The sequence below is a fragment of the Paenibacillus sp. J22R3 genome, assembly GCF_056269305.1.
Genome location: NZ_JBWDNS010000004.1, coordinates 327,107 through 346,382 on the forward strand (window position 1 = coordinate 327,107; position 19,276 = coordinate 346,382).

Sequence of the window (19,276 nt, forward strand, 5' to 3'; positions counted from 1 at the left end):
GAGGCGGCAAACTAAGCTTAGCCCCACAGACCAAGCACAATTACGCCGCAAGTGATGAACACGGAGGACCAAATCCGCTGCTTGCCCTGCTTCTCGTGGAGAATCAGAATGCCCATCAAGGTGCCGAATACGGTGCCGATTTCGCGCATCGGCGCCAGTAGCGAGACAGGGCCAAGCGACAACGCGGATAAGAAAATCAGATAGCCGCCGGGCGCGATAATCCCGCATAGCAGCATGATTTTGCCATTATGACGGAGTTCTCGTTTGATGCCTTTAGAACGGATAACGGCTGGCGTCAAAGCGAGCAGATTGCCTACTGTTGTCAGCGTGTTCAGCACGATTGCGGGCACATAATCGAGCGCGAGTTTGTCCACGATGATATAGCTGGCTATGCAGAGCCCGACTGTCAGAGCGAGCAGCGGTGCACGCAGCGAGGTTCGATCACCTCCGCCAAATTTAATGTTGCTGAGCGCAACAATCCCGATCACGATGCATGCAACGCCAAGATAACCAGCCAAGGTTAGCTGTTCACCGAGTAGCGTGACGCCGATTAGAGGAACGAGCAATGGGCTGGTGCCCCGCATGATCGGATACACCTGGGACAAGTCACCCACGGAGTACGCCGCCGCCAGCAAGATGGTATAAAGACCATGAAGGGCAGCGGCGGCAGCAATGATCCACCATCCGCTGCTGCTGAGGTGTGAGCCATCCCACAGTGCGATTGCCCAAGGCAGCATTAGCGCAAGACCAACGAGCTGACACAACCAGAGGAATACGTTTTTGTCGAGGCTGCGTTTGGTGAATAAGTTCCATACGGAGTGCAGAAATCCTGAACCAAGTACGAGTAAGAAAGCCGTGCTTAGCATGGTGTGATCATCCTTTTTCCGGAAGTACGTATGTGGGACAATTCGCCTTCCTAGGTTTAATTCCTGCCCCCTCTGTCACTTAACATGATATAGTGGAACACATAGTCAATCGATTGGAGTGAAGGTGACCATGGATCAGTTTCTATTCACGCAGCTCAAATTTGTGCGAAATCAGACCTTAAAGCTAGTGGAAGGCGTTACGGAGGAGCAGGCAGATCTGGTGCCGGACGGGTTCCGCAATACGATTCGTTGGCAGCTGGGGCATATCTACGTCGTGCAGGAACGCTTTGCTTTTCAATACCTGAAGCTTCCGCTTCATCGCCCTGAAGGCTTCAAGGAATGGTTTGAATTCGGCACTTCACCGCTTCAGTGGCCGGCAGAGGCAATACCCCCTACACTGGATGAATTGAAGCAGCTCCTCGGCAGCCAGGTGGAACGCATTCAAGAAACGATTGCGCATCGCTTGGAGGAGAAGGTTCCGCAGCCGTATAAGACTTCTACAGGGATAACACTATCATCGCCGCAAGAGTTTCTCAGCTTGAATCTCTATCACGAAGGCATGCATATGAGCATGATCAAAGTATATAAAACACTGCTGGCTCGGACTTAAGAGCGTGTGGAAAATGACCGAACGGGATGCAGGTCCTGGACGGTCATTTTTGTGCTTCATGTGCTGGCTGCAATTGGTTATACTAACCAGTAGAAGATTATTCGTTATATCTATTTATTTACATAAGGAGGCAGCGCCACGATGAATGTACAACCTGCCAGCGAAGCCATCATTTCATTCCAAGGCGTAACCAAACAGTACGAGGGCGATCCCGCCGTGCTGAAGGACGTCAGCTTCGAGATCGAGCGCGGGAAATTTTATACGCTGCTCGGTCCCTCGGGCTGCGGCAAAACGACGATTCTGCGACTGATCGCCGGATTCACGGAGCCTACGAAAGGCAATATTTATTTTAACGGGAACGTCATTAATCATATCCCTGCGAACAAACGCCAAGTGAACACCGTATTTCAGGATTACGCGCTGTTTCCGCATCTGAATGTGTTCGAGAACATTGCATTTGGCCTGCGCATTAAGAAAATGAAACAATCCGAAATCAAGGAGAAGGTGCTTGAAGCACTCCGTTTCGTCAATCTGGCCGGCTACGAGAACCGTGAAATAACGGAGATGTCGGGCGGTCAGCGTCAGCGGGTAGCCATTGCACGAGCCATTGTGAATCGGCCTGAAATCATCTTGCTGGACGAGCCGCTCTCTGCGCTTGATCTTAAGCTGCGTACCGAGATGCAAGTCGAGCTGCGCGAGCTGCAGCGACGCCTTGGCATTACGTTCATATTCGTGACCCATGATCAAGAGGAAGCGCTCGCGATGTCAGATGAGATCTTCGTGCTTAGTGAAGGGGTCATCCAGCAAAGCGGTACGCCAATGGACATCTACGATGAGCCGATCAACCGCTTCGTTGCTGATTTTATCGGGGAATCGAACATTGTGGCAGGCAGGATGAAGCAGGATTTTCAAGTTGAGTTTGCGGGGAAATCCTTCGAATGCGTCGATCAGGGGCTGCAGCCGAATGAACCGGTAGACATCGTCATCCGACCGGAGGACTTAGAGATTACACGTCCGGAGGACGGCAAGCTGCAGGTTAAAGTAGAGGCGCAGCTGTTCCGCGGGGTTCATTTTGAAATTCAGTGCATCGATGCTGCCGGCAATAAGTGGCTCGTTCACTCCACGCGCAAAGCACAAGTTGGAGAGGCGATCGGATTGACCTTCGACCCGGAAGCCATTCATGTCATGCGCTTCAATGAGACCGAGGAAGAGTTCGATAGAAGGCTGGAAGCCTACTCATGAGGAACGAAGCGCACGCCCAATTAAACGCTCCTATCCAAGCGCAGTCGCGCTCTCGTAATTTGTATCTCGTACCTTACATGCTGTGGATGCTGCTGTTCGTAGTTGCGCCGATCGTGCTCATTGTCTACGACTCGCTCTTTGATGTTGAAGGCAATTTCACCTTCTCCAACTATGCTCATTTCTTCACGCCGGTCTATATGAAGATGACGTTCAGCTCGTTCTGGTACGCCTTCTTAATTACGTTCTTCTCTTTGCTGATTGGTTATCCGGCTGCTTATCTGCTTACCCGGACCAAACATAAACAGCTGTGGCTGCTGCTGATCATCTTGCCAAGCTGGATTAATCTACTGCTTAAGACGTACGCGTTTATTGGGCTGTTCGGTACATATGGGGCCGTCAATTCCATTCTTGAGTTGATTGGCATCGGGAATCAGCAAATTTTGTTTACGGATTTCAGCTTTATATTCGTATCGGTTTATATCTTCATTCCGTTCATGATTCTGCCTGTATTCAATGCGCTTGAGGAGTTGAACCCCTCGCTCGTGGATGCATCTCGAGATCTGGGCGCATCGACGTGGACGACCTTCCGCCGGGTCATCTTCCCGCTTACATTAAGCGGTGTGAAATCCGGCTGCCAGGCTGTGTTTATTCCAGCGCTGTCGCTCTTTATGATTACGCGGCTTATTGCGGGCAACCGGGTCATTACGCTCGGAACGGCTATTGAACAGCATTTTCTCGTAACGCAGGATTGGGGCATGGGTGCCACCATTGCTGTATTTCTCATCCTTGCGATGGCGGTCATTATGATCTTAACCGGCAATCGCAATAGAAGCAGGAGGTAGGACAAACGATGAACCGTAAACTAAAGCTGTCGAATGTCTATCTCTGGCTCATCTTCATCATCTTATATGCGCCGATCATCTACTTGTCCTATTACTCGTTTAACAGCGGGGGGACGATGCACGGGTTTGATGGCTTTACGCTGGAATGGTATAAGGAAGTGTTTGCCGATACCCGCCTGCTGATCATCTTGCTCAATACGCTTGTCATTGCGCTGCTTAGCGCCGTTATTTCAACGATTCTCGGCGTGATTGGCGCCATTGCCATACATCGGCTGCGCAAGCGGCAAAATCAGAATGCGCTGTTATCGCTCAACAATGTGCTCATCGTCAGTCCTGACGTTATTATCGGGGCATCCTTCTTGATCCTGTTTACAATACTCGGAATTCAGCTCGGATTTGCCTCTGTGCTGATTTCCCATATCGCGTTCAGCGTACCGATCGTCGTTATCATGGTGCTGCCGAAGCTGGAGGAAATGAGCTCTTCGCTGCTCGACGCCGCTCGGGACCTTGGCGCAACGGAATGGGATGTGCTGTCCAAGGTTATATTGCCGTTCATCAAGTCCGGTATATTCGCAGGGTTCTTCATGGCCTTAACGTACTCGCTCGACGATTTCGCCGTTACGTTCTTCGTCACGGGCAATGGTTTTACGACATTATCAGTCGAGATCTATTCAAGGGCGCGACAAGGTGTCTCGTTGTCTATTAATGCGCTGTCGACGCTCATCTTTGTCTTCACGATGCTGCTTGTCGTCGGCTACTACTTCATCAATCGCCGCGGACAAGTTTCGGGACGTGGCGACCGCCGCACGGATTGGGGGCTTCCTAACAAATGAAATCGCTCGTTCGGATGCTGCTCGTCGTGCTTGTGCTTGCTTTCGCCTTAATGTATGGCGCTTCGGCGCTCAATTCGTCGCAGGGCTACTCCGGCGACAATACGCTTACGATCTACAACTGGGGCGATTACATCGACCCGGATTTGGTGGCTGCTTTTGAAGAGGAGACCGGCATTAAAGTCATTTACCAAACCTTCGATTCCAACGAAGCGATGATGACCAAGATCGAACAAGGCGGCACGACCTTCGACATCAGCGTCCCCTCCGAATATGCCATCAGCAAGATGAAAGAGGAAGAGCTGCTGCTTCCGATCGACAAGTCGAAGCTGCCGAATTTGAAGTATATCAACCCGCGGTTCATGAATCTCTCTTTTGATCCGGACAACGCCTACTCGATCCCGTATTTCTGGGGAACGGTAGGGATCGTGTATAACACGGAGCTGCTGAAGGGGCTGGAATTCAAGAGCTGGGATGACCTCTGGGACCCTAGCTTGCGCAATCAAATTCTGCTCGTGGACGGGGCGCGTGAAGTCATTGGCTTCGGGCTGAACAGTCTGCACTATTCGCTTAACGATACGAATGAGGGCCATCTCCAGGAAGCGAAAGCGAAGCTGGAGGAACTGACGCCGAATGTGAAGGCCATCGTAGGTGACGAAATCAAGCTGCTGCTGGCCAATGAAGAAGCGGCGGTTGGTGTCGTGTGGTCGGGCGATGCTTCGGAAATCATCGGTGAGAACGAGAAGCTGACTTATGTCGTGCCGGAGGAAGGCTCCAACCTATGGTTCGATAACATGGTCATTCCGAAGACGGCGAGGAATATCGAGGGTGCTCATCAGTTTATTAACTTTATGCTGGACCCCGAGCATGCCGCGCAGAATGCGGAGTATGTCGGCTATTCGACGCCAAACGAGAAGGCGATGGAATTCCTGCCGGAGGAGATTTCCTCGGATGAGCGGTTCTACCCGAAACCGGAGCTGACTGCGAAGCTGGAGGTCTATAAGAATCTGGGGAAGAGGATGCTCTCCCATTACAATGAGCTGTTCCTGGAGTTTAAGATGCACCGGAAATAACGGTAAAAATCAGCAGAAGTCCCGCTTCTTCTAACGGCTCGTCCACATATTCTATTGTGTACGAGCTGTAAGAAGGAGGAGTCACCTATGAGTGTGCAGGTGCTTGACATGAAAGTAAGTGTGCCCAGATACGGACAAGGCCCCGGCGTGCCGATTCCCGTTGGACTTATCTCGACCGCGCCGACTGACAACAAGTATGATATTGCGCCCGGTTTTTTTCAAGCGGATGTCGGTATATACGCGGATCCGCTGCCGCCGAATAATAGAATCGTATTGAATGCTGTTATTGGCGTAATCGGGACATCCGCTAACGGCCAGATTATCGTGAAGCTGTTCAAATCGCTTGATCCCGTCGAAATCGGCGTGGAAATCGCGGATACACGGATCGGTTTTGAAACAAATGCGGAGGCTTATTATACGATCGAGCTTCAAATCGCAGATTTCAATACGACCAGCCAGTTCAACGTGTACAATCTTACCGCGGAGCTGGAGCCGATCGAGAAAGCCGGCGCGTCTGTTATCGGACCGGTCTCTCTTACAGGCGTTGCGTATGGGCCGGTGCTTTAAAACATGATAGAGGTCCGTTCGCTGCCGCGAGCGGGCTTTCTTGCGAAGGAGGAGATGCAGCATGATTTATTTGGAGTCAGCGAGATTGCGACTGCGCGACTGGGTAAAGGCGGATCTAGCGCCTTTCGCCGGGCTGAATGCGGACGAAGAGGTGATGAGGTATTTTCCAAAAACCTTGTCAGCGGATGAAACGAAGGCGTTCTACAACACCATAGTGTCTGAGTTTAAGGAAAGTGGATTTGGGTTATACGCAGTGGAAGTTAAGGAAAACAACGAGTTTATCGGATTTATTGGCTTTCATCATGCGACATTTGAGTCGGATTTCACACCGTGCATTGAAATTGGTTGGCGGCTTAAGAAGGAGGCTTGGGGTAAGGGGTATGCGACCGAGGGAGCGAAGGCTTGCTTGGAATACGGATTTAACCAATTGGGTTTCCGTGACGTGTACAGCTTTACAGCCGATATTAATACACCTTCGAGTCATGTCATGCGGAAAATCGGCATGCAGTTTGTTACTACTTTTGACCACCCGAAAGTTGATCCAAGCAGCCCTGTACATAAGCATGTTCTCTATCACATCCATGCAGGTTCTGTTAATGAAATAGGATGACGATTTGGCCGCCTAAGCTCATCTAGGCGGTCTTTTCTAAAGTTTAGGTTGACAGATTTATCCACGTAATGATACTATCTTCTCCCTGTCGCTTTTCAAAAATTTTCAATTTCTGGAGGTATCGGTACGTGATAACCGTAGACGGAATCAGTAAGACATTCCTGGTCGCCAAACGGCAATCAGGTGTTGGTCATGCGCTCAAATCGTTGTTCCATCGGGAATACACGGCCATTGAAGCGTTGCAAAATATTTCGTTCCATATTCCTCCGGGCGAAATCGTCGGCTATATCGGACCGAACGGTGCCGGCAAATCGACTACGATCAAGATCATGAGCGGCATTCTCGTACCTGACCGAGGCTCCTGCGTGATTAAGGGTTTCACCCCGTGGGAGGATCGGGTCAAGTATGTGAAGAACATCGGCGTCGTATTCGGACAGCGCTCCCAGCTGTGGTGGGATGTCCCCGTCATCGAGTCGTTTGATCTGCTGCGCGACATCTACAACGTCCCGCAAGCGCAGTACCGGGAGACACTCTCGCTGCTCACTGAAACGCTAGACCTGGGAAGCATTATGTATACACCGGTACGGCAGCTCAGCTTGGGGCAGCGAATGCGCTGCGAAATAGCCGCCTCGCTGCTGCACAGTCCGAGCATCCTGTTCTTGGATGAACCGACCATCGGGCTCGATGCCGTCTCCAAGATCGCGGTGCGTCAATTTATTAAGACGATCAACAAAGAGAAAGGCGTTACCGTCATTCTGACCACGCACGACATGAACGATATCGAAGCGCTGGCCAGTCGGATCCTGCTGATTGGAAAAGGGACGCTGCTCTACGATGGCAATGTGCAGGGACTTCGCAGCCGATTCGGCACGAAACGAACGATAACGGCCGATTATCAGGAGAACAGCCGCCCGGTTGCAATTCCCGGCGTATCGCTTCTATCGTGGACACCTGAGAGGGCCATCCTTAGCGTAGATACGGAGCAGGTGATGATCTCGGAAGCCATCGCGCAGCTGTCCGCACAGGTCGAACTGCTGGATGTGGCTATCGAGACACAGCCGATTGAAGACATCATTGTGCAGATGTATAAGGAGTATCAGCTATGATGAGGGCGTACATGTCCGTATTCAAGCTGCGAATCAGCACCGGGCTGCAATATCGCGCGGCAGCGCTGGCCGGCATCGGCACGCAATTTTTCTTCGGGTTTATGTTCATTATGATTTTTGAAGCATTCTATGCGCATTCCACTGGTCAAGAACCTCCAATGACACTGTCCCAAGTGATCACCTACACCTGGCTGAGGCAAGCTTTTCTCGCTCTGGTGATGTTATGGCTGCGAGACAACGAGCTGTTCTCGCTCATCAAGAGCGGCAACATTGCTTATGAAATGTGCAGGCCTACTAGTATCTACAACTTCTGGTATGCCAAGCTGCTTGCACAACGCTTGTCGAGTGCGCTGTTAAGATGTTCTCCTATTCTGTTAGTCACGGTCTTCTTGCCTAGGCCTTATCGGCTTGAGCTTCCTCCTGATTGGCTTACCTTCTTTATCTTCCTTGCGGTTTTGGTTGTTAGCATGCTGATGGTCGTGGCCATTTCGATGCTCATTTACATATCGGTGTTTGTCACGATGTCACCGGGCGGTTCACTGTTGATTTTTAGTGTGTTTGGGGATTTTCTGGCGGGGATGCTTGTGCCTGTTCCGCTTATGCCGGGGTGGATGCAAGAGATCATCTATTTGCTGCCGTTCCACTATACGGTAGATTTTCCGTTCCGTGTATTTACGGGTGATATCGCGAAGTTAGATGCTTTGAAGGGTCTGGCGGCACAAACGGCATGGTTGATCGCGTTAGTCGCATTCGGCAAATTCACCATGAACCGCTCGCTTCGGCGCGTCGTTGTGCAGGGAGGGTGAGGAGGCGCCATGAGCTTATATTTGAAATATATGAAAATCATTCTTAAATCGGAGATGCAGTACCGGGTATCCTTCCTGCTGCTGACGCTGGGGCAATGTCTAACCCCGTTTACAACGTTTGCCGGGGTGTACTTTATGTTCGAACAGTTCGGCCAGCTCAAAGGGTGGAGTTTCTACGAGGTCGTGCTTTGTTTTGCCGTGACACAGATGGCCTTCTCGTTTACGGAATGTTTCGGCCGAGGGTTCGATACGTTCTCAAGCCTTGTCGTGAGTGGAGACTTCGACCGATTACTCGTTCGTCCCCGGGGCACGGTCATTCAAGTATTCGGCTCCAAATTCGAATTCGCCCGGATCGGTCGACTGCTGCTGAGCGCTGCCATATTAGTTTGGTCCGCAGGGAATCTTGACGTTGACTGGACGCTGCTTAAGGTGACTACGCTGGTGTTGATGGTGATAAGCGGAATCGTGATCTTTACGGGCATCTTTATCCTTGCTGCCTCCGTTAGCTTCTGGACGGTGCAGGGGCTGGAGATCGCCAATATCTTCACGGACGGCGGACGCGAAATGACGCAGTACCCGCTGAACATCTATCACAAGTGGGTGAAGCGGCTGTTCACCTTCGTCATCCCATTCGGCTGCGTGAACTATCTGCCGCTGCTGTACATTCTAGGCAGGGAGGGCGGAAACCATACGTTCTACGCGATGGTACCGCTGGCGGGGTTCTTATTCCTCGTGCCTTGCCTGCTCGTATGGCGAGTTGGCGTAAGGCATTACCGGTCGACGGGGTCGTAGGTAAGGGAGAACGCACAAGGTAACAGATATCGCACACATAAGTCGGATTAAACGCAAAATAAGCTCATGAACGGGTAACTGCTACTGTTACCGCTCATGGGCTTATTTTAAAAGTGAATAGGTGCAAGACGGCGCAAGAGAGGTACCCAGTACCACACATGAGCCGAATTTAGCGGAAGGTAGCGCAAGAGAGTAACGAGTTACACTTCCAAATAAACTGCATCCCCAAGCTGCACCTGTCCGGTTTGCTTTACGGATGCATAGACGCCGAAATTGAGCTTCAATTGCTCATTCACGGTTCGCAGCAGCGAGGCATCGCGTTCAAGCGTTTCGGGGTCAATCGTAATTAAAGAGCAGCGATCGCAGAATACATCCACCTGCAGCCGCGCGCTTCCGACCGACAGCTGCTTACTCAGCCATTCGTACTCATCCGGCGCATCGTCATCCAAGGTCACGAGCAGATTCGCACGGAAGCGGAGCGGGTCGAGCGGCTTCCCCCACATCGCTTCGAGCTTGCGAAGCGAAGCATTCGTAATGATGAGGATGCTGGCCGCATCCACGGCAAGCAGATCCGGCGACTGCGGCGTATGGGCGAGCAAGCTCAGCTTCTGCTTCGAATACGGTTGAATCTCCTGCAGCAGGGCAGCATCCCATTGCAGGGAACGGCCATCCGGTGCCGTAATGCGCAATCCGGCAAAATGATCCGCTGCCTCCGCGCCGTCCTCCAATGCAGCCATATAGTGCAGCATGTCAGGTGCGGTTCTGGCCGTGAAATATCGATCCCAACCTTCCTTCGTCTCATCGATGAAGGCATGCGAACGATCCCCGTACAAGCCGTAGTTCTCAATACGGCTGCTTTGGAGTGCTTCTCCCCCTAAGGATTTAACGGGAAAGCGATTAATTGCGGTAATGGTTCCAATACGAGTTTGCGTCACAGAAGGAGCCTCTTTTCATCAAGCGTTAGTTAGGTATGCCATATGTATTCCCAATTGTCTTCATTATAGACGGGGACGATCAATCTGTCACAAAACCTGCAACGCTGCGGGCAAAACAAAAAGCTGTCCCAGCAGTCAAAGGCAGACATGCGGGACAGCGACGAACTTCATTATTTGAGTGGCGCATCAATTAAAGTAGCAAAATTAAACCGATGGACGTGGCCATCAGCCAAGGTCGTTTTACCCATGACAAAATGAACATGTTTGCCGTTCCCGACGGGAATTGCAGGGCCTGTCGTGATCTTCTTTAGCTTGTGGAAATGACCGAAGAAATCGGTTCTGGTCAGGTCAATCTCATGAACATGACTGTCTCCGGATTTGATCGCTTGGCCGGATACGCCCGCGAATCGATGGTTGTGGCGATCGTCGCCTTCCTCGGCTAATTTGGTGCTGCCCTCGAATTCATGGTCATGCCGTTGTACACGTCTACAGGTCGTTGCCCTCTTAAACGTTCGTTTCCTCTGCATGTGTTCCGCCTCCCTTGATAAGGTGACTTCTCCATATGCTATTAATTTAGGCGAGAGGAGGTGTTGGGCAACTAGCTGTTATACAGCCGGCATCGCAAAGGTTACCCAAACGGAGGGAAGACAGGGAAATCAGGAGCAACGTTAAACGTAACATTGTATTCTTCTTCTATTCCTAACGTTGTCAGCGTACCGGTCATAACGTCAAAGTCTGCGAAAATATTAGCAAATGTGAAAAGCTGACCGGCAGCGAGCTCAACGGTGCGAAGCACGTAGACCACCAGCACGGAAGGACCATCTGCCGAATTCAGCGCGTACGATACTTCAAGCTGCAAAATAACAGGATCCGTGCCATAGTTGAATACGCGAACGTCAAAGGTTTGAAAGGTCCTATCCTCATTTTCAACAATAAACGGAATGATAGCCATGTTCATCACCTACTTACTTGTTTAATAGAATAGTATATGAGCGTAGACTGCGAAAAGTTCGGACAAGGGTTCGAATGATAGGCGGGAGAGGGGAAGAAGATGCGGCACAATTTCATCATCGGGCAATATGGAGGCTTTCACGAAGCGAAATATCGGAGAGATTTCAGAGAAGGATTCTACGGAATCGAGGCATGCTTATTTCAAAATGAATCCGATATCGAGAGACTCCACCAACAGTCCAAACAAGACCACTTTCGGATTGGTGTTCATTTCCCGCTGCGGGCAGGCAGTTCACACGTACGGGACGCACTGTTCCTTGCAAAAGATGAAGCAGTAAGGCAGCAAGCCTTAGCGCGTGTTCAACAAGAGCTCGATTACCTGGCAACCGCGATTCAGCCGAGCTATGTGTTATTCCATTATCCCAAGCCCGTTATCCTGGATGATCGGGTGGACTGGGGGCGTTGGCATTTCGAGGATCGTAGTGAATATGTTTTCGAATCCGAGTACGCCTTCGAGCTGTTTCAGGAGAGAAGCGAGACTCTATTCGAGTGGTTGACTCGTAAGGGGCAGGAGTATGATTTCGTTCCGGTCTTGGAGCTTGATGCGTTGAACAGGTATGTGACGGAGACAGAATTGTTGGAACAGTTGCTTGCGAAGTACAGCTCCATCAAGCTTTGTCTGGATACAGCGAGGCTGTACATACAGGAGAGAATGGACCCTTTCTTCGATGCCAGAGCAGTCATTGAGCGGTATGCCCGCTATGCGGAGATCATCCATTTGTCCACATTGCGAATAACGGAGGGCGGTGAGCGCAAGCAAACACGCTACCCGGTCTTGCCTCATCTGGATCCAAGCGAGGACTGGGCACCGATCGAGGACTATATGCGAATCATCGGCAAGCACAATCCGAATGTGAAAATCATGTTCGAGCATCGATCGGAACAGGTGAGCGATGAGGAACTGTCAGCTTGTTACAGCTGGGTAGAGGAGCTGCTGCGAGCCTCCGTCTAATCGGATATAAAAATAGATTGAAATGCGGAGCGTCTTATTGTTTAATGGAAATGAGTGAATTGTTATTTTATTACTTGATTAATATATATATTAATCACACCAGTGACCACAATTACAATCCAAATCCATATCAAGGAGATGTCTATCCGCATGACGAATCGCACTGTTATCAACGCAGACCGCAGCAAGGGCAGCATTAACCGCAATATTTACGGCCATTTCTCCGAGCATCTGGGCCGCTGTATTTATGAAGGGATTTGGGTTGGCGAGGATTCGGAAATTCCCAATACGCAAGGGATTCGCAATGATGTCTTGGAAGCGCTTCGCAAATTAAACCTGCCTGTGCTGCGCTGGCCGGGCGGTTGTTTTGCCGATGAATACCACTGGAGAGACGGAATCGGCCCGCGGGAGACGCGTAAACGGATGATCAACACGCACTGGGGCGGCGTCGTGGAGAACAACCATTTCGGCACGCATGAGTTTCTGCTCCTCTGCGAGCTGCTTGGCTGCGAGCCTTATATCAATGGCAATGTAGGCAGCGGAACGGTCCAAGAGATGCAGGAATGGGTCGAATATATGACTTTCGATGGGGAATCGCCAATGGCGAATGAGCGGCAAGCTAATGGACGCGAGGAGCCTTGGAAGGTCAGCTATTTTGGCGTCGGCAACGAGAACTGGGGCTGCGGCGGCAACATGCGGCCGGAATATTATGCGGATCTCTACAGACGTTATCAGACATATGTGCGCAACTACGGAGATAACAAAATCTTCCGCATCGCGTGCGGCGCCAGCGATTTCGATTACAATTGGACGGAAGTGCTGATGCGGGATGCGGCTCGTTTCATGGATGGCCTTACGCTACACTATTATACAATTCCACATAATTGGCAGCAGAAAGGTTCAGCCACCGATTTCGAAACATCGGAATGGTTCGAGACGCTGCGCAAAGCGCTTGTCATGGACGAGCTCGTTCAGAAGCACAGCACCATTATGGATAAATACGACCCGCAGAAACGAATCAGTCTCATCGTGGATGAGTGGGGCACTTGGTACGATGTGGAGCCGGGCACGAACCCGGGCTTCCTCTATCAGCAGAATACGATGCGCGACGCGCTTGTGGCCGCGGCCACGCTGCATATTTTCCACAATCACTGCGACCGGGTGCGGATGGCGAACATCGCTCAGACGGTCAATGTGCTGCAGGCCGTCATTCTGACGGAAGGCGCACAGATGACGGTTACGCCGACTTACCATGTCTTCGACATGTTCCAAGTCCACCATGATGCGGAAGCACTCGATATCCATCATGAAGCTGCTTCTTACACCTTTAACGGTGCTTCGATTCCGCAGACGAGTATATCGGCTTCGCGCAGCAAGGAAGGCATTATCCACGTCAGCCTATGTAATCTAAGCCATGATGAGCCGGCGGAAATTACTTTAGAGCTGAGAGGCCTGACTGAGCAAGCGATCGGCGCTCTGTCGCTCAGCGGAACCGTGCTGCAGGGCAGTGCGTTAAACGCAAATAACACCGTGGAGCAGCCGGGTGAGGTAACGCCTACGGAGCTGACGTCTATCGAGCAGCATGAGGACGGCACGATTCGCGTAACCCTGCCTCCTGCATCGGTAGCGGTGCTTCGTGCAGGCTAATGCGTATGGAGACTGAATCGCAGAGACAAGAAGGCTGCAAAGGATGCAGTGCATCCGTGCATGTGGAAGAAGCGCAGCTGCAGCGAATTCTAAGCAAACTGGCGCTGCATCCCGGCGACTGTGTCTCGGATACGCAGTACGAAGACAGACTCTCCAGTTGCGAAGGGTGCTCATCGCTTCAATATGGCACAACCTGCGCACACTGCGGCTGTTTCGTGAAGGTTCGCGCGAAGCTTGCGGTCAAAGGATGTCCGCATCCAAGCGGCTCGAGATGGTAATGAAATAAGAAGACCCGAGTCGGTTCGAACAGAGCCGGTTCGGGTCTTCTTATTTACCTTAGCCCCTAAGGGGGAATTCGGATTGCCTTTATCGGGAGACTATCTTATGCTAAAATCTACTGCCTGCAAATAGGAACGAAACATAAATCATATCAAAGGAGAGGTGGAACGGTCATGGAACTCACTTCAGTATCGGTAAAAGGGGTTAGCCCCTGGAATGAGGACGCTATAATTCACAATGATGAGCTCCGTCTGTTTGGGGTTATTGATGGAGCAACTTCATTAGTGTCCTACCAAGGGCCGGGCGGAGAAAGCGGCGGCTACTTAGCTGCGCAGCTGGTAGCTCGGACATGCAATGAAGCTACGGCTGCAGACGCTGCTTCGGATATGTTGATGAGTCTGCTCTCCCGCGCAAACACGGCACTGCGAGCAGCTATGGTAGAAGCGGGAATATCGCCGGAGCAGAAGGAAGCCGTGTGGAATGCATGTGCGGCATTGGTACGCGTTCAGCCGAAATGGATTGATTTTGCTCAATTAGGCGATTGTATGCTGGCTGTTTATTACACAGACGGAACGATACGTATCGTGACGAATGATCAATTGGCGCATGTGGATGATCGGACCAAAGCGGTTTGGGCACAAGGCGTCGCAGCGGGACTAACGACTCGTGAGGCCCTGTGGGAGTACAGCAAGCCGGTTATTATACAAGGTCGTGAAGTCGCCAACACGATTGAAGGCTACGGCGTTATTAACGGTGATCCGACGTTCAGTGATTATGCGGAATTCGGCCGTATCAGCCGCACGAATGTGAAATCGCTGCTGCTCTTTACCGACGGGCTCTATATTCCGAAGCCGCCGGGAGAGCCGGACAAGGACAGCACCATTGAGATTGCTTCGCTTGTCCGAGAGATGGGGCTGCCTCGTTATATCGAGTGGCTGACGGAGCTCGAAGAGTCCGATCCGGATTGTACTCGTTTCCCGCGCGTGAAGAAATCCGATGATAAAACCGCGCTCTGGATCGAATTGTAGCGGCTTCGACTCCGGCTTCTACTTCGACTAGAAGCCGTGCTCGGCGGCATAGCGGCCCCAGTGCGGCCGGCTGCCATCCGCATCTGCGAAGCCGTACTCCTCGGACAAGTCCCACGAGGTCAAAGCCTGGCCGCTGCGCTCAAGCACATTCGGATCGGATGCGAGTGCAGCGGCAGCTTGGCCGACGAGCGCGGGCGTTTCCGATTGCAGAAAATGGGGGTCCTGCGCAGCAGCGTCCCGCCAATTGCTCTCCTGCACGCCGAAGTGATCCAGCATCGCCTCTGAACGAAGGAAGCCCGGCGTTAAGGCGACCGCCGCTATGTTATGCGGGCGGAGGTCTGCTGCCATCGCTTGCGCCAGATGGATGACGGAAACTTTAGCTAAACTATAGTAGAGATTGCCGCGGTAACGATAATCGTAGCCGTCGGTAATTTCAATGAACAGCCCTCCGGAGCCATGAGCAATCATTAGCGGCGCGGCATAATAGCTGGCCATCATGTGGGTATGGACACCGCGCTGCTGAATGAGCAGGCCGTTGTGCAGGGAATGCTCCCAGAACTTCTCATGCCATACCGTTAAGGGATCGCCGCCCCATATATCATTCACTTGAATGTCGAGTCGGCCTTGCTGCTCCTCGGCTACACGGGCATATAAAGCACGGACATCGTCCTCTACGGTGTAATCGCAGCGGACGGGAATGCCTTTGCCGCCGACAGCGGTGACAAGCTCTGCCGTTTCTTCAATGGTTTCGCTGCGGCCCATATCGGACAAGCTTCCTCGAACGCTGCGGCCGGTGACATAAACAGTCGCGCCTGCACGACCGAGCGCAATTGCGATGCCGCGTCCTGCGCCTCGTGTCGCACCTGCGACAACGGCTATTTTTCCATCAAGTGGTCTCATTCGGTTATCTTCTCCTTTAATAGGTTGTATTGTTGTTGCGTCTTTCTATTCAGTCTACCCCGTCTTGACTGACAAAGACGGTCAGTTTCATATCGTAAATGTGGAGGTTAATTTCGTTATGTGGTTAATTTTGTTTATTCTCGCGATTGCAGGGTTTCAGGGGCTGTCGATGCTTGTATCCCGGGACAAGCTGAAGCAGTTCGATGAAACGATTATTGCCGCGGTGCAAGGGCAGGAGAACGATGCACTGACCTCCATTGCCAAAGTATTCAACAAAATCGGTTCAACCTCAACGATGATACCGATCGTTCTCATCGTTGCAGTGCTCTTATTCCTTGTATTCAAACATCGGAAGGAGCTTGTATTGCTCCTCGGCGGCATGCTGGGCTCCACGCTGCTAAACGAGCTGTTGAAGCCTATTTATAAGCGTGATCGTCCGGATATTCACCGTCTCGTTGAACAGCACGGGTTCAGTTATCCGAGCGGCAATGCGATGGCAGCGTTCACGTTATATGTTCTCATTACTTATTTACTGTGGCGTCACATCCGCCTGCGAAGCTGGCGCATCGCACTATTATGCTTAAGTGCAGCAATGATCATGATTATGGGGGTATCCCGCATTTATCTCGGCGTTCATTATCCGTCAGATATTCTGGCGGGCTTCTGGCTAAGCGCATGCTGGGTTGCATTATGCATCCGATTGTTCCGGAGCTGGACACGTACGAATAAGTAGTCTGCCAGGCACTACAGTTAACATTTGGAGCGTTGTCAGTTGATAGACTCTCGTATACTATAATTAGGTATGTCATCCAATAAGAGAGAATGAAAGTGAGGTTTCATATGAAACGTTTGTTAAGCGTGGTACTTGCAATTATCGTAGTATTCGCAGCTTTGGCGGGGACGGCTTCCGCGGCAAGTGGCGGTACCGACATTAAAGTTAAACTAAATGGCGAATGGGTCATTTTCCCTACACCACCTGTGCTTCAGAATGGCAAAACCTATGTGGAATTCCGTACATTGTTTACACAACTGGGCTATTCCATCGATTACAATGCTTCCACGAAGCTGATTAAAGCAAAGTCGGCTGTGCGCAGCATTGAGATGAAACCGAGCGGCAAGACGGCTTTGGTTGATGGTAAGAATGTTCCCGTTAACGGTGAAATGAAGCTGCTGAACGGCCGTACAATGGTAGGCGTTCGCTTCATCGCAACACTGTCGGATAAAACGGTCAATTGGGACGGCGTGAAGAAAATCGTTACGATCGCGGATAAAGGACCTACGGCACAGCAGCAGGCAGAAGTGTTCGGCGTGCTGGACAAGCTGACTGCGGCAGAGGATGCACAGGACGCGGCAGCTTATATGGCGGTCTTCCATTCTGAATCCCCGGTACGAGATTTAATCCGTGATTCGGTACAGGAAACGTTCGCGAAAGTACACACCAAGACGACATTCAGCGAGAAAACAATCGATTCCTATTCGTCGGTTGAAGCGGTTGTGTACACGGTAGAGCAATCGGTGAAAGTAGGCGGAGACGGCTTCTTTGCGGATGTGGAGAACGAAATGCTGTACACGCTTCACAAAGAGAACGGCAAATGGGCGATCTACGATGCCGAGCAGCTTTCCCATCAATTGCTGGATCTCGATGGCATATGGAATGAAGCTATTGCAGCTCCTGAAGCAGATAAGACAGCGATTTCGGCACTGATTGCTGCTAACGCCGCTGCTGTAAATGCAAAGGATCTGAACGCATACAAGGCTACACTTGTTGCCGGAGCGGAAGGCTTCGATGAAGATGTGAATTCCATGGATGAATTGTTCAAGGACACCGAAACCAGCTTGAAAATGAATCTGGAGAAGAACGCCATCGTGGAACTAAACGGTGACAAGGCGCTCCTTCTGACGCTGCACACATTTGAAGTGACGATTGGCGGCGAGATGATGCCAGTCAAATCGATCAACTTATACAACCTGAAGAAGGTAGACAATAAGTGGCTGCTCATGCCGGGCAGCAACGAGCTGTATAACGATATGGACGAATCGGAAGAGTAGACGAAGAAAGGAGCTAGGCACTTGAATGTGCTTAGCTCCTTTTTGCTGCAGTAACCATGAGGAAAATTCCGCTTAATAAGTGAAGGATCCAACCGACGAAAGGAATCCAAGCTAATAGAGAGGTTACGATACCAAGCACCGAACCATAAATCGGTTCTCGGTCTTTCTTCGAGAGGATCAGGGTTACGAGGTGAATAATCAACATGAACCCTAAAGCAGAATAGGAGGTTCCGATGACTACAAGTGCCCCCAATATTGGAATGGCTAGAAATATTTCTAAAGAACCCGATATCCACTTCATGACTTTCGAACCTGACATCTGCGCTGCCCCCCCGGTCTAATATACCTATATTTAGATGCTTTGGATATTATATCAAACGCCTTCATCATTGGATAGCATTACCTGGTACTTAGCTCCAGAGGCAGAAAGGCGTAATCACCATGCCGCACCGGTTCACAACTGCGAACCGAAATCGGAGACTTGAAAATCGGTCCGTCCAGCACAGTCGTATGAAACTCGCCGCCTTCTCCGCAAGGGTCGATACCGCGATCAAGGAGCTCTTGAACAAATGCATGGTCCAGCATGCGTCCAAGATCTGATTCTCGCATGCCGAGCGATAAGTTGACGGTCACAACGACCGATAGAAAACCGAGATTGATGAAGGTTTCTACGGTTTCGAGATGATCCATTTGCCACAGCGGCATGCCAAGCTTCAAGCCTGCCTTCTTCGATACCTCATCCTGCCAGCAGCCATAATCCGTCAGTTCCAAGTCGCCTGTTACGAGCACTTCGGCTCCGCGCTCTCTCGCTTGTACCAATTGGCCGATAAAAGCTTGCTCATAATCAGCCCAGCTCGCAGCGGCTGTATAGAGCGGCAGTCCGATCGCATCCGCTTGAGCGCGAATAAGCTCAGGTGGCATGCCGTGGGATCTGGAACGTTTTCCTTCCTCTTCCAGCATAACGATGAGGCCGATCGCTTCTCCAACCTGCATGGCTTTATATAGAGCGAGTGCACTATCCTTGCCGCCGCTGAAGGAGGCGATAAATCGACGTCCGACGATTGTTCCATTCTTCCAATCCATCGTTTCTTCCATGATGATCATTCCCCGTTATGAATTGTAGTGATGTGG

23 protein-coding genes are annotated in these 19,276 nt (G+C 51.2%); 16 read left to right on the forward strand and 7 right to left on the reverse strand.

The window, feature by feature from the left end:
* Nucleotides 1–17 precede the first annotated feature (17 nt).
* Complete coding sequence (locus tag AC0YN4_RS20200) at nt 18–866, reverse strand: EamA family transporter (protein WP_475783577.1); 849 nt, start codon at nt 864–866, stop codon at nt 18–20.
* A 118-nt stretch (nt 867–984) separates the two neighbouring features.
* Here AC0YN4_RS20200 and AC0YN4_RS20205 point away from each other — a divergent pair, with 118 nt between their 5' ends.
* The 10 genes from AC0YN4_RS20205 to AC0YN4_RS20250 all read left to right on the forward strand — a co-directional run bounded on the left by AC0YN4_RS20205 (nt 985) and on the right by AC0YN4_RS20250 (nt 9,344).
* On the forward strand, nt 985–1,476 hold the full coding sequence (locus AC0YN4_RS20205) for a DinB family protein (protein ID WP_475836603.1): 492 nt from the start codon (nt 985–987) through the stop codon (nt 1,474–1,476).
* A 141-nt stretch (nt 1,477–1,617) separates the two neighbouring features.
* Nucleotides 1,618–2,718 (forward strand): ABC transporter ATP-binding protein, encoded by a 1,101-nt coding sequence (locus AC0YN4_RS20210; protein ID WP_475783579.1) that lies wholly within the window; start codon nt 1,618–1,620, stop codon nt 2,716–2,718.
* The gene (locus tag AC0YN4_RS20215) at nt 2,715–3,560 is read left to right on the forward strand and encodes an ABC transporter permease (RefSeq protein WP_475783580.1); all 846 of its coding nucleotides are present in this window, start codon (nt 2,715–2,717) and stop codon (nt 3,558–3,560) included. Before AC0YN4_RS20210 ends, AC0YN4_RS20215 begins: the two co-directional genes overlap by 4 nt.
* A gap of 8 nt (nt 3,561–3,568) precedes the next feature.
* Nucleotides 3,569–4,393: an ABC transporter permease gene (locus AC0YN4_RS20220; protein ID WP_475783581.1), complete on the forward strand. Its 825-nt coding sequence runs from the start codon at nt 3,569–3,571 to the stop codon at nt 4,391–4,393.
* Nucleotides 4,390–5,463: an ABC transporter substrate-binding protein gene (locus tag AC0YN4_RS20225; RefSeq protein ID WP_475836604.1), complete on the forward strand. Its 1,074-nt coding sequence runs from the start codon at nt 4,390–4,392 to the stop codon at nt 5,461–5,463. Before AC0YN4_RS20220 ends, AC0YN4_RS20225 begins: the two co-directional genes overlap by 4 nt.
* An 87-nt stretch (nt 5,464–5,550) precedes the next feature.
* Nucleotides 5,551–6,030, forward strand: coding sequence for a hypothetical protein (locus AC0YN4_RS20230; protein WP_475783583.1), 480 nt, complete (start codon nt 5,551–5,553; stop codon nt 6,028–6,030).
* Nucleotides 6,031–6,091: 61 nt separating this feature from the next.
* Nucleotides 6,092–6,640, forward strand: coding sequence for a GNAT family N-acetyltransferase (locus AC0YN4_RS20235; RefSeq protein ID WP_475836605.1), 549 nt, complete (start codon nt 6,092–6,094; stop codon nt 6,638–6,640).
* Between the two features lie 128 nt (nt 6,641–6,768).
* Nucleotides 6,769–7,746 (forward strand): ABC transporter ATP-binding protein, encoded by a 978-nt coding sequence (locus AC0YN4_RS20240; RefSeq protein WP_475836606.1) that lies wholly within the window; start codon nt 6,769–6,771, stop codon nt 7,744–7,746.
* Entirely contained in the window at nt 7,743–8,552 is an 810-nt protein-coding gene (locus AC0YN4_RS20245) for an ABC transporter permease (RefSeq protein WP_475836607.1), read from the forward strand. The genes AC0YN4_RS20240 and AC0YN4_RS20245 overlap by 4 nt, the downstream gene beginning before the upstream one ends.
* 9 nt (nt 8,553–8,561) lie before the next feature.
* On the forward strand, nt 8,562–9,344 hold the full coding sequence (locus AC0YN4_RS20250; protein WP_475783587.1) for an ABC transporter permease: 783 nt from the start codon (nt 8,562–8,564) through the stop codon (nt 9,342–9,344).
* Nucleotides 9,345–9,544: 200 nt separating this feature from the next.
* Here AC0YN4_RS20250 and AC0YN4_RS20255 read toward each other — a convergent pair whose 3' ends face one another.
* The 3 genes from AC0YN4_RS20255 to AC0YN4_RS20265 form a co-directional block, all read right to left on the reverse strand.
* Nucleotides 9,545–10,279 carry an MOSC domain-containing protein gene (locus AC0YN4_RS20255; protein WP_475783588.1) on the reverse strand — a complete coding sequence of 245 codons (735 nt, stop codon included), beginning with the start codon at nt 10,277–10,279 and terminating at the stop codon, nt 9,545–9,547.
* A gap of 170 nt (nt 10,280–10,449) precedes the next feature.
* Nucleotides 10,450–10,806, reverse strand: a complete 357-nt coding sequence (locus AC0YN4_RS20260; RefSeq protein WP_475783589.1) for a YmaF family protein — start codon at nt 10,804–10,806, stop codon at nt 10,450–10,452.
* Between the two features lie 101 nt (nt 10,807–10,907).
* Nucleotides 10,908–11,231 carry a hypothetical protein gene (locus tag AC0YN4_RS20265; RefSeq protein ID WP_475783590.1) on the reverse strand — a complete coding sequence of 108 codons (324 nt, stop codon included), beginning with the start codon at nt 11,229–11,231 and terminating at the stop codon, nt 10,908–10,910.
* 99 nt (nt 11,232–11,330) lie between these two features.
* Here AC0YN4_RS20265 and AC0YN4_RS20270 point away from each other — a divergent pair, with 99 nt between their 5' ends.
* The 4 genes from AC0YN4_RS20270 to AC0YN4_RS20285 all read left to right on the forward strand — a co-directional run bounded on the left by AC0YN4_RS20270 (nt 11,331) and on the right by AC0YN4_RS20285 (nt 15,196).
* Nucleotides 11,331–12,242, forward strand: a complete 912-nt coding sequence (locus AC0YN4_RS20270; protein ID WP_475836608.1) for a TIM barrel protein — start codon at nt 11,331–11,333, stop codon at nt 12,240–12,242.
* A gap of 150 nt (nt 12,243–12,392) precedes the next feature.
* Entirely contained in the window at nt 12,393–13,889 is a 1,497-nt protein-coding gene (locus AC0YN4_RS20275; RefSeq protein WP_475836609.1) for an alpha-N-arabinofuranosidase, read from the forward strand.
* Between the two features lie 5 nt (nt 13,890–13,894).
* Complete coding sequence (locus AC0YN4_RS20280) at nt 13,895–14,167, forward strand: DUF6171 family protein (protein ID WP_475836610.1); 273 nt, start codon at nt 13,895–13,897, stop codon at nt 14,165–14,167.
* Between the two features lie 174 nt (nt 14,168–14,341).
* Complete coding sequence (locus AC0YN4_RS20285; protein ID WP_475783594.1) at nt 14,342–15,196, forward strand: protein phosphatase 2C domain-containing protein; 855 nt, start codon at nt 14,342–14,344, stop codon at nt 15,194–15,196.
* A gap of 27 nt (nt 15,197–15,223) precedes the next feature.
* Here the strand turns inward: AC0YN4_RS20285 and AC0YN4_RS20290 are convergent, their stop codons facing one another.
* Nucleotides 15,224–16,096: an SDR family oxidoreductase gene (locus AC0YN4_RS20290; RefSeq protein WP_475783595.1), complete on the reverse strand. Its 873-nt coding sequence runs from the start codon at nt 16,094–16,096 to the stop codon at nt 15,224–15,226.
* A gap of 118 nt (nt 16,097–16,214) precedes the next feature.
* Between AC0YN4_RS20290 and AC0YN4_RS20295 the strand changes: the two genes are divergently transcribed.
* The gene (locus AC0YN4_RS20295; protein WP_475783596.1) at nt 16,215–16,829 is read left to right on the forward strand and encodes a phosphatase PAP2 family protein; all 615 of its coding nucleotides are present in this window, start codon (nt 16,215–16,217) and stop codon (nt 16,827–16,829) included.
* A gap of 107 nt (nt 16,830–16,936) precedes the next feature.
* On the forward strand, nt 16,937–18,145 hold the full coding sequence (locus tag AC0YN4_RS20300) for a copper amine oxidase N-terminal domain-containing protein (RefSeq protein ID WP_475836611.1): 1,209 nt from the start codon (nt 16,937–16,939) through the stop codon (nt 18,143–18,145).
* Between the two features lie 31 nt (nt 18,146–18,176).
* Here the strand turns inward: AC0YN4_RS20300 and AC0YN4_RS20305 are convergent, their stop codons facing one another.
* Together AC0YN4_RS20305 and AC0YN4_RS20310 are read right to left on the reverse strand one after the other, a co-directional pair.
* Nucleotides 18,177–18,464 carry a hypothetical protein gene (locus AC0YN4_RS20305; protein WP_475783598.1) on the reverse strand — a complete coding sequence of 96 codons (288 nt, stop codon included), beginning with the start codon at nt 18,462–18,464 and terminating at the stop codon, nt 18,177–18,179.
* 80 nt (nt 18,465–18,544) lie between these two features.
* Entirely contained in the window at nt 18,545–19,240 is a 696-nt protein-coding gene (locus tag AC0YN4_RS20310) for a Dph6-related ATP pyrophosphatase (RefSeq protein WP_475783599.1), read from the reverse strand.
* Nucleotides 19,241–19,276: the final 36 nt, after the last annotated feature.

Coding starts and splice junctions, on each gene's coding strand:
- AC0YN4_RS20245 (WP_475836607.1), top strand. CDS start 7,743: ATGATGAGGGCGTACATGTCCGTATTCAAGCTGCGAATCAGCACCGGG.
- AC0YN4_RS20215 (WP_475783580.1), top strand. CDS start 2,715: ATGAGGAACGAAGCGCACGCCCAATTAAACGCTCCTATCCAAGCGCAG.
- AC0YN4_RS20310 (WP_475783599.1), bottom strand. CDS start 19,240: ATGGAAGAAACGATGGATTGGAAGAATGGAACAATCGTCGGACGTCGA.
- AC0YN4_RS20230 (WP_475783583.1), top strand. CDS start 5,551: ATGAGTGTGCAGGTGCTTGACATGAAAGTAAGTGTGCCCAGATACGGA.
- AC0YN4_RS20260 (WP_475783589.1), bottom strand. CDS start 10,806: ATGCAGAGGAAACGAACGTTTAAGAGGGCAACGACCTGTAGACGTGTA.
- AC0YN4_RS20220 (WP_475783581.1), top strand. CDS start 3,569: ATGAACCGTAAACTAAAGCTGTCGAATGTCTATCTCTGGCTCATCTTC.
- AC0YN4_RS20295 (WP_475783596.1), top strand. CDS start 16,215: ATGTGGTTAATTTTGTTTATTCTCGCGATTGCAGGGTTTCAGGGGCTG.
- AC0YN4_RS20285 (WP_475783594.1), top strand. CDS start 14,342: ATGGAACTCACTTCAGTATCGGTAAAAGGGGTTAGCCCCTGGAATGAG.
- AC0YN4_RS20250 (WP_475783587.1), top strand. CDS start 8,562: ATGAGCTTATATTTGAAATATATGAAAATCATTCTTAAATCGGAGATG.
- AC0YN4_RS20300 (WP_475836611.1), top strand. CDS start 16,937: ATGAAACGTTTGTTAAGCGTGGTACTTGCAATTATCGTAGTATTCGCA.
- AC0YN4_RS20235 (WP_475836605.1), top strand. CDS start 6,092: ATGATTTATTTGGAGTCAGCGAGATTGCGACTGCGCGACTGGGTAAAG.
- AC0YN4_RS20270 (WP_475836608.1), top strand. CDS start 11,331: ATGCGGCACAATTTCATCATCGGGCAATATGGAGGCTTTCACGAAGCG.
- AC0YN4_RS20225 (WP_475836604.1), top strand. CDS start 4,390: ATGAAATCGCTCGTTCGGATGCTGCTCGTCGTGCTTGTGCTTGCTTTC.
- AC0YN4_RS20265 (WP_475783590.1), bottom strand. CDS start 11,231: ATGGCTATCATTCCGTTTATTGTTGAAAATGAGGATAGGACCTTTCAA.
- AC0YN4_RS20275 (WP_475836609.1), top strand. CDS start 12,393: ATGACGAATCGCACTGTTATCAACGCAGACCGCAGCAAGGGCAGCATT.
- AC0YN4_RS20290 (WP_475783595.1), bottom strand. CDS start 16,096: ATGAGACCACTTGATGGAAAAATAGCCGTTGTCGCAGGTGCGACACGA.
- AC0YN4_RS20280 (WP_475836610.1), top strand. CDS start 13,895: ATGGAGACTGAATCGCAGAGACAAGAAGGCTGCAAAGGATGCAGTGCA.
- AC0YN4_RS20200 (WP_475783577.1), bottom strand. CDS start 866: ATGCTAAGCACGGCTTTCTTACTCGTACTTGGTTCAGGATTTCTGCAC.
- AC0YN4_RS20305 (WP_475783598.1), bottom strand. CDS start 18,464: ATGTCAGGTTCGAAAGTCATGAAGTGGATATCGGGTTCTTTAGAAATA.
- AC0YN4_RS20210 (WP_475783579.1), top strand. CDS start 1,618: ATGAATGTACAACCTGCCAGCGAAGCCATCATTTCATTCCAAGGCGTA.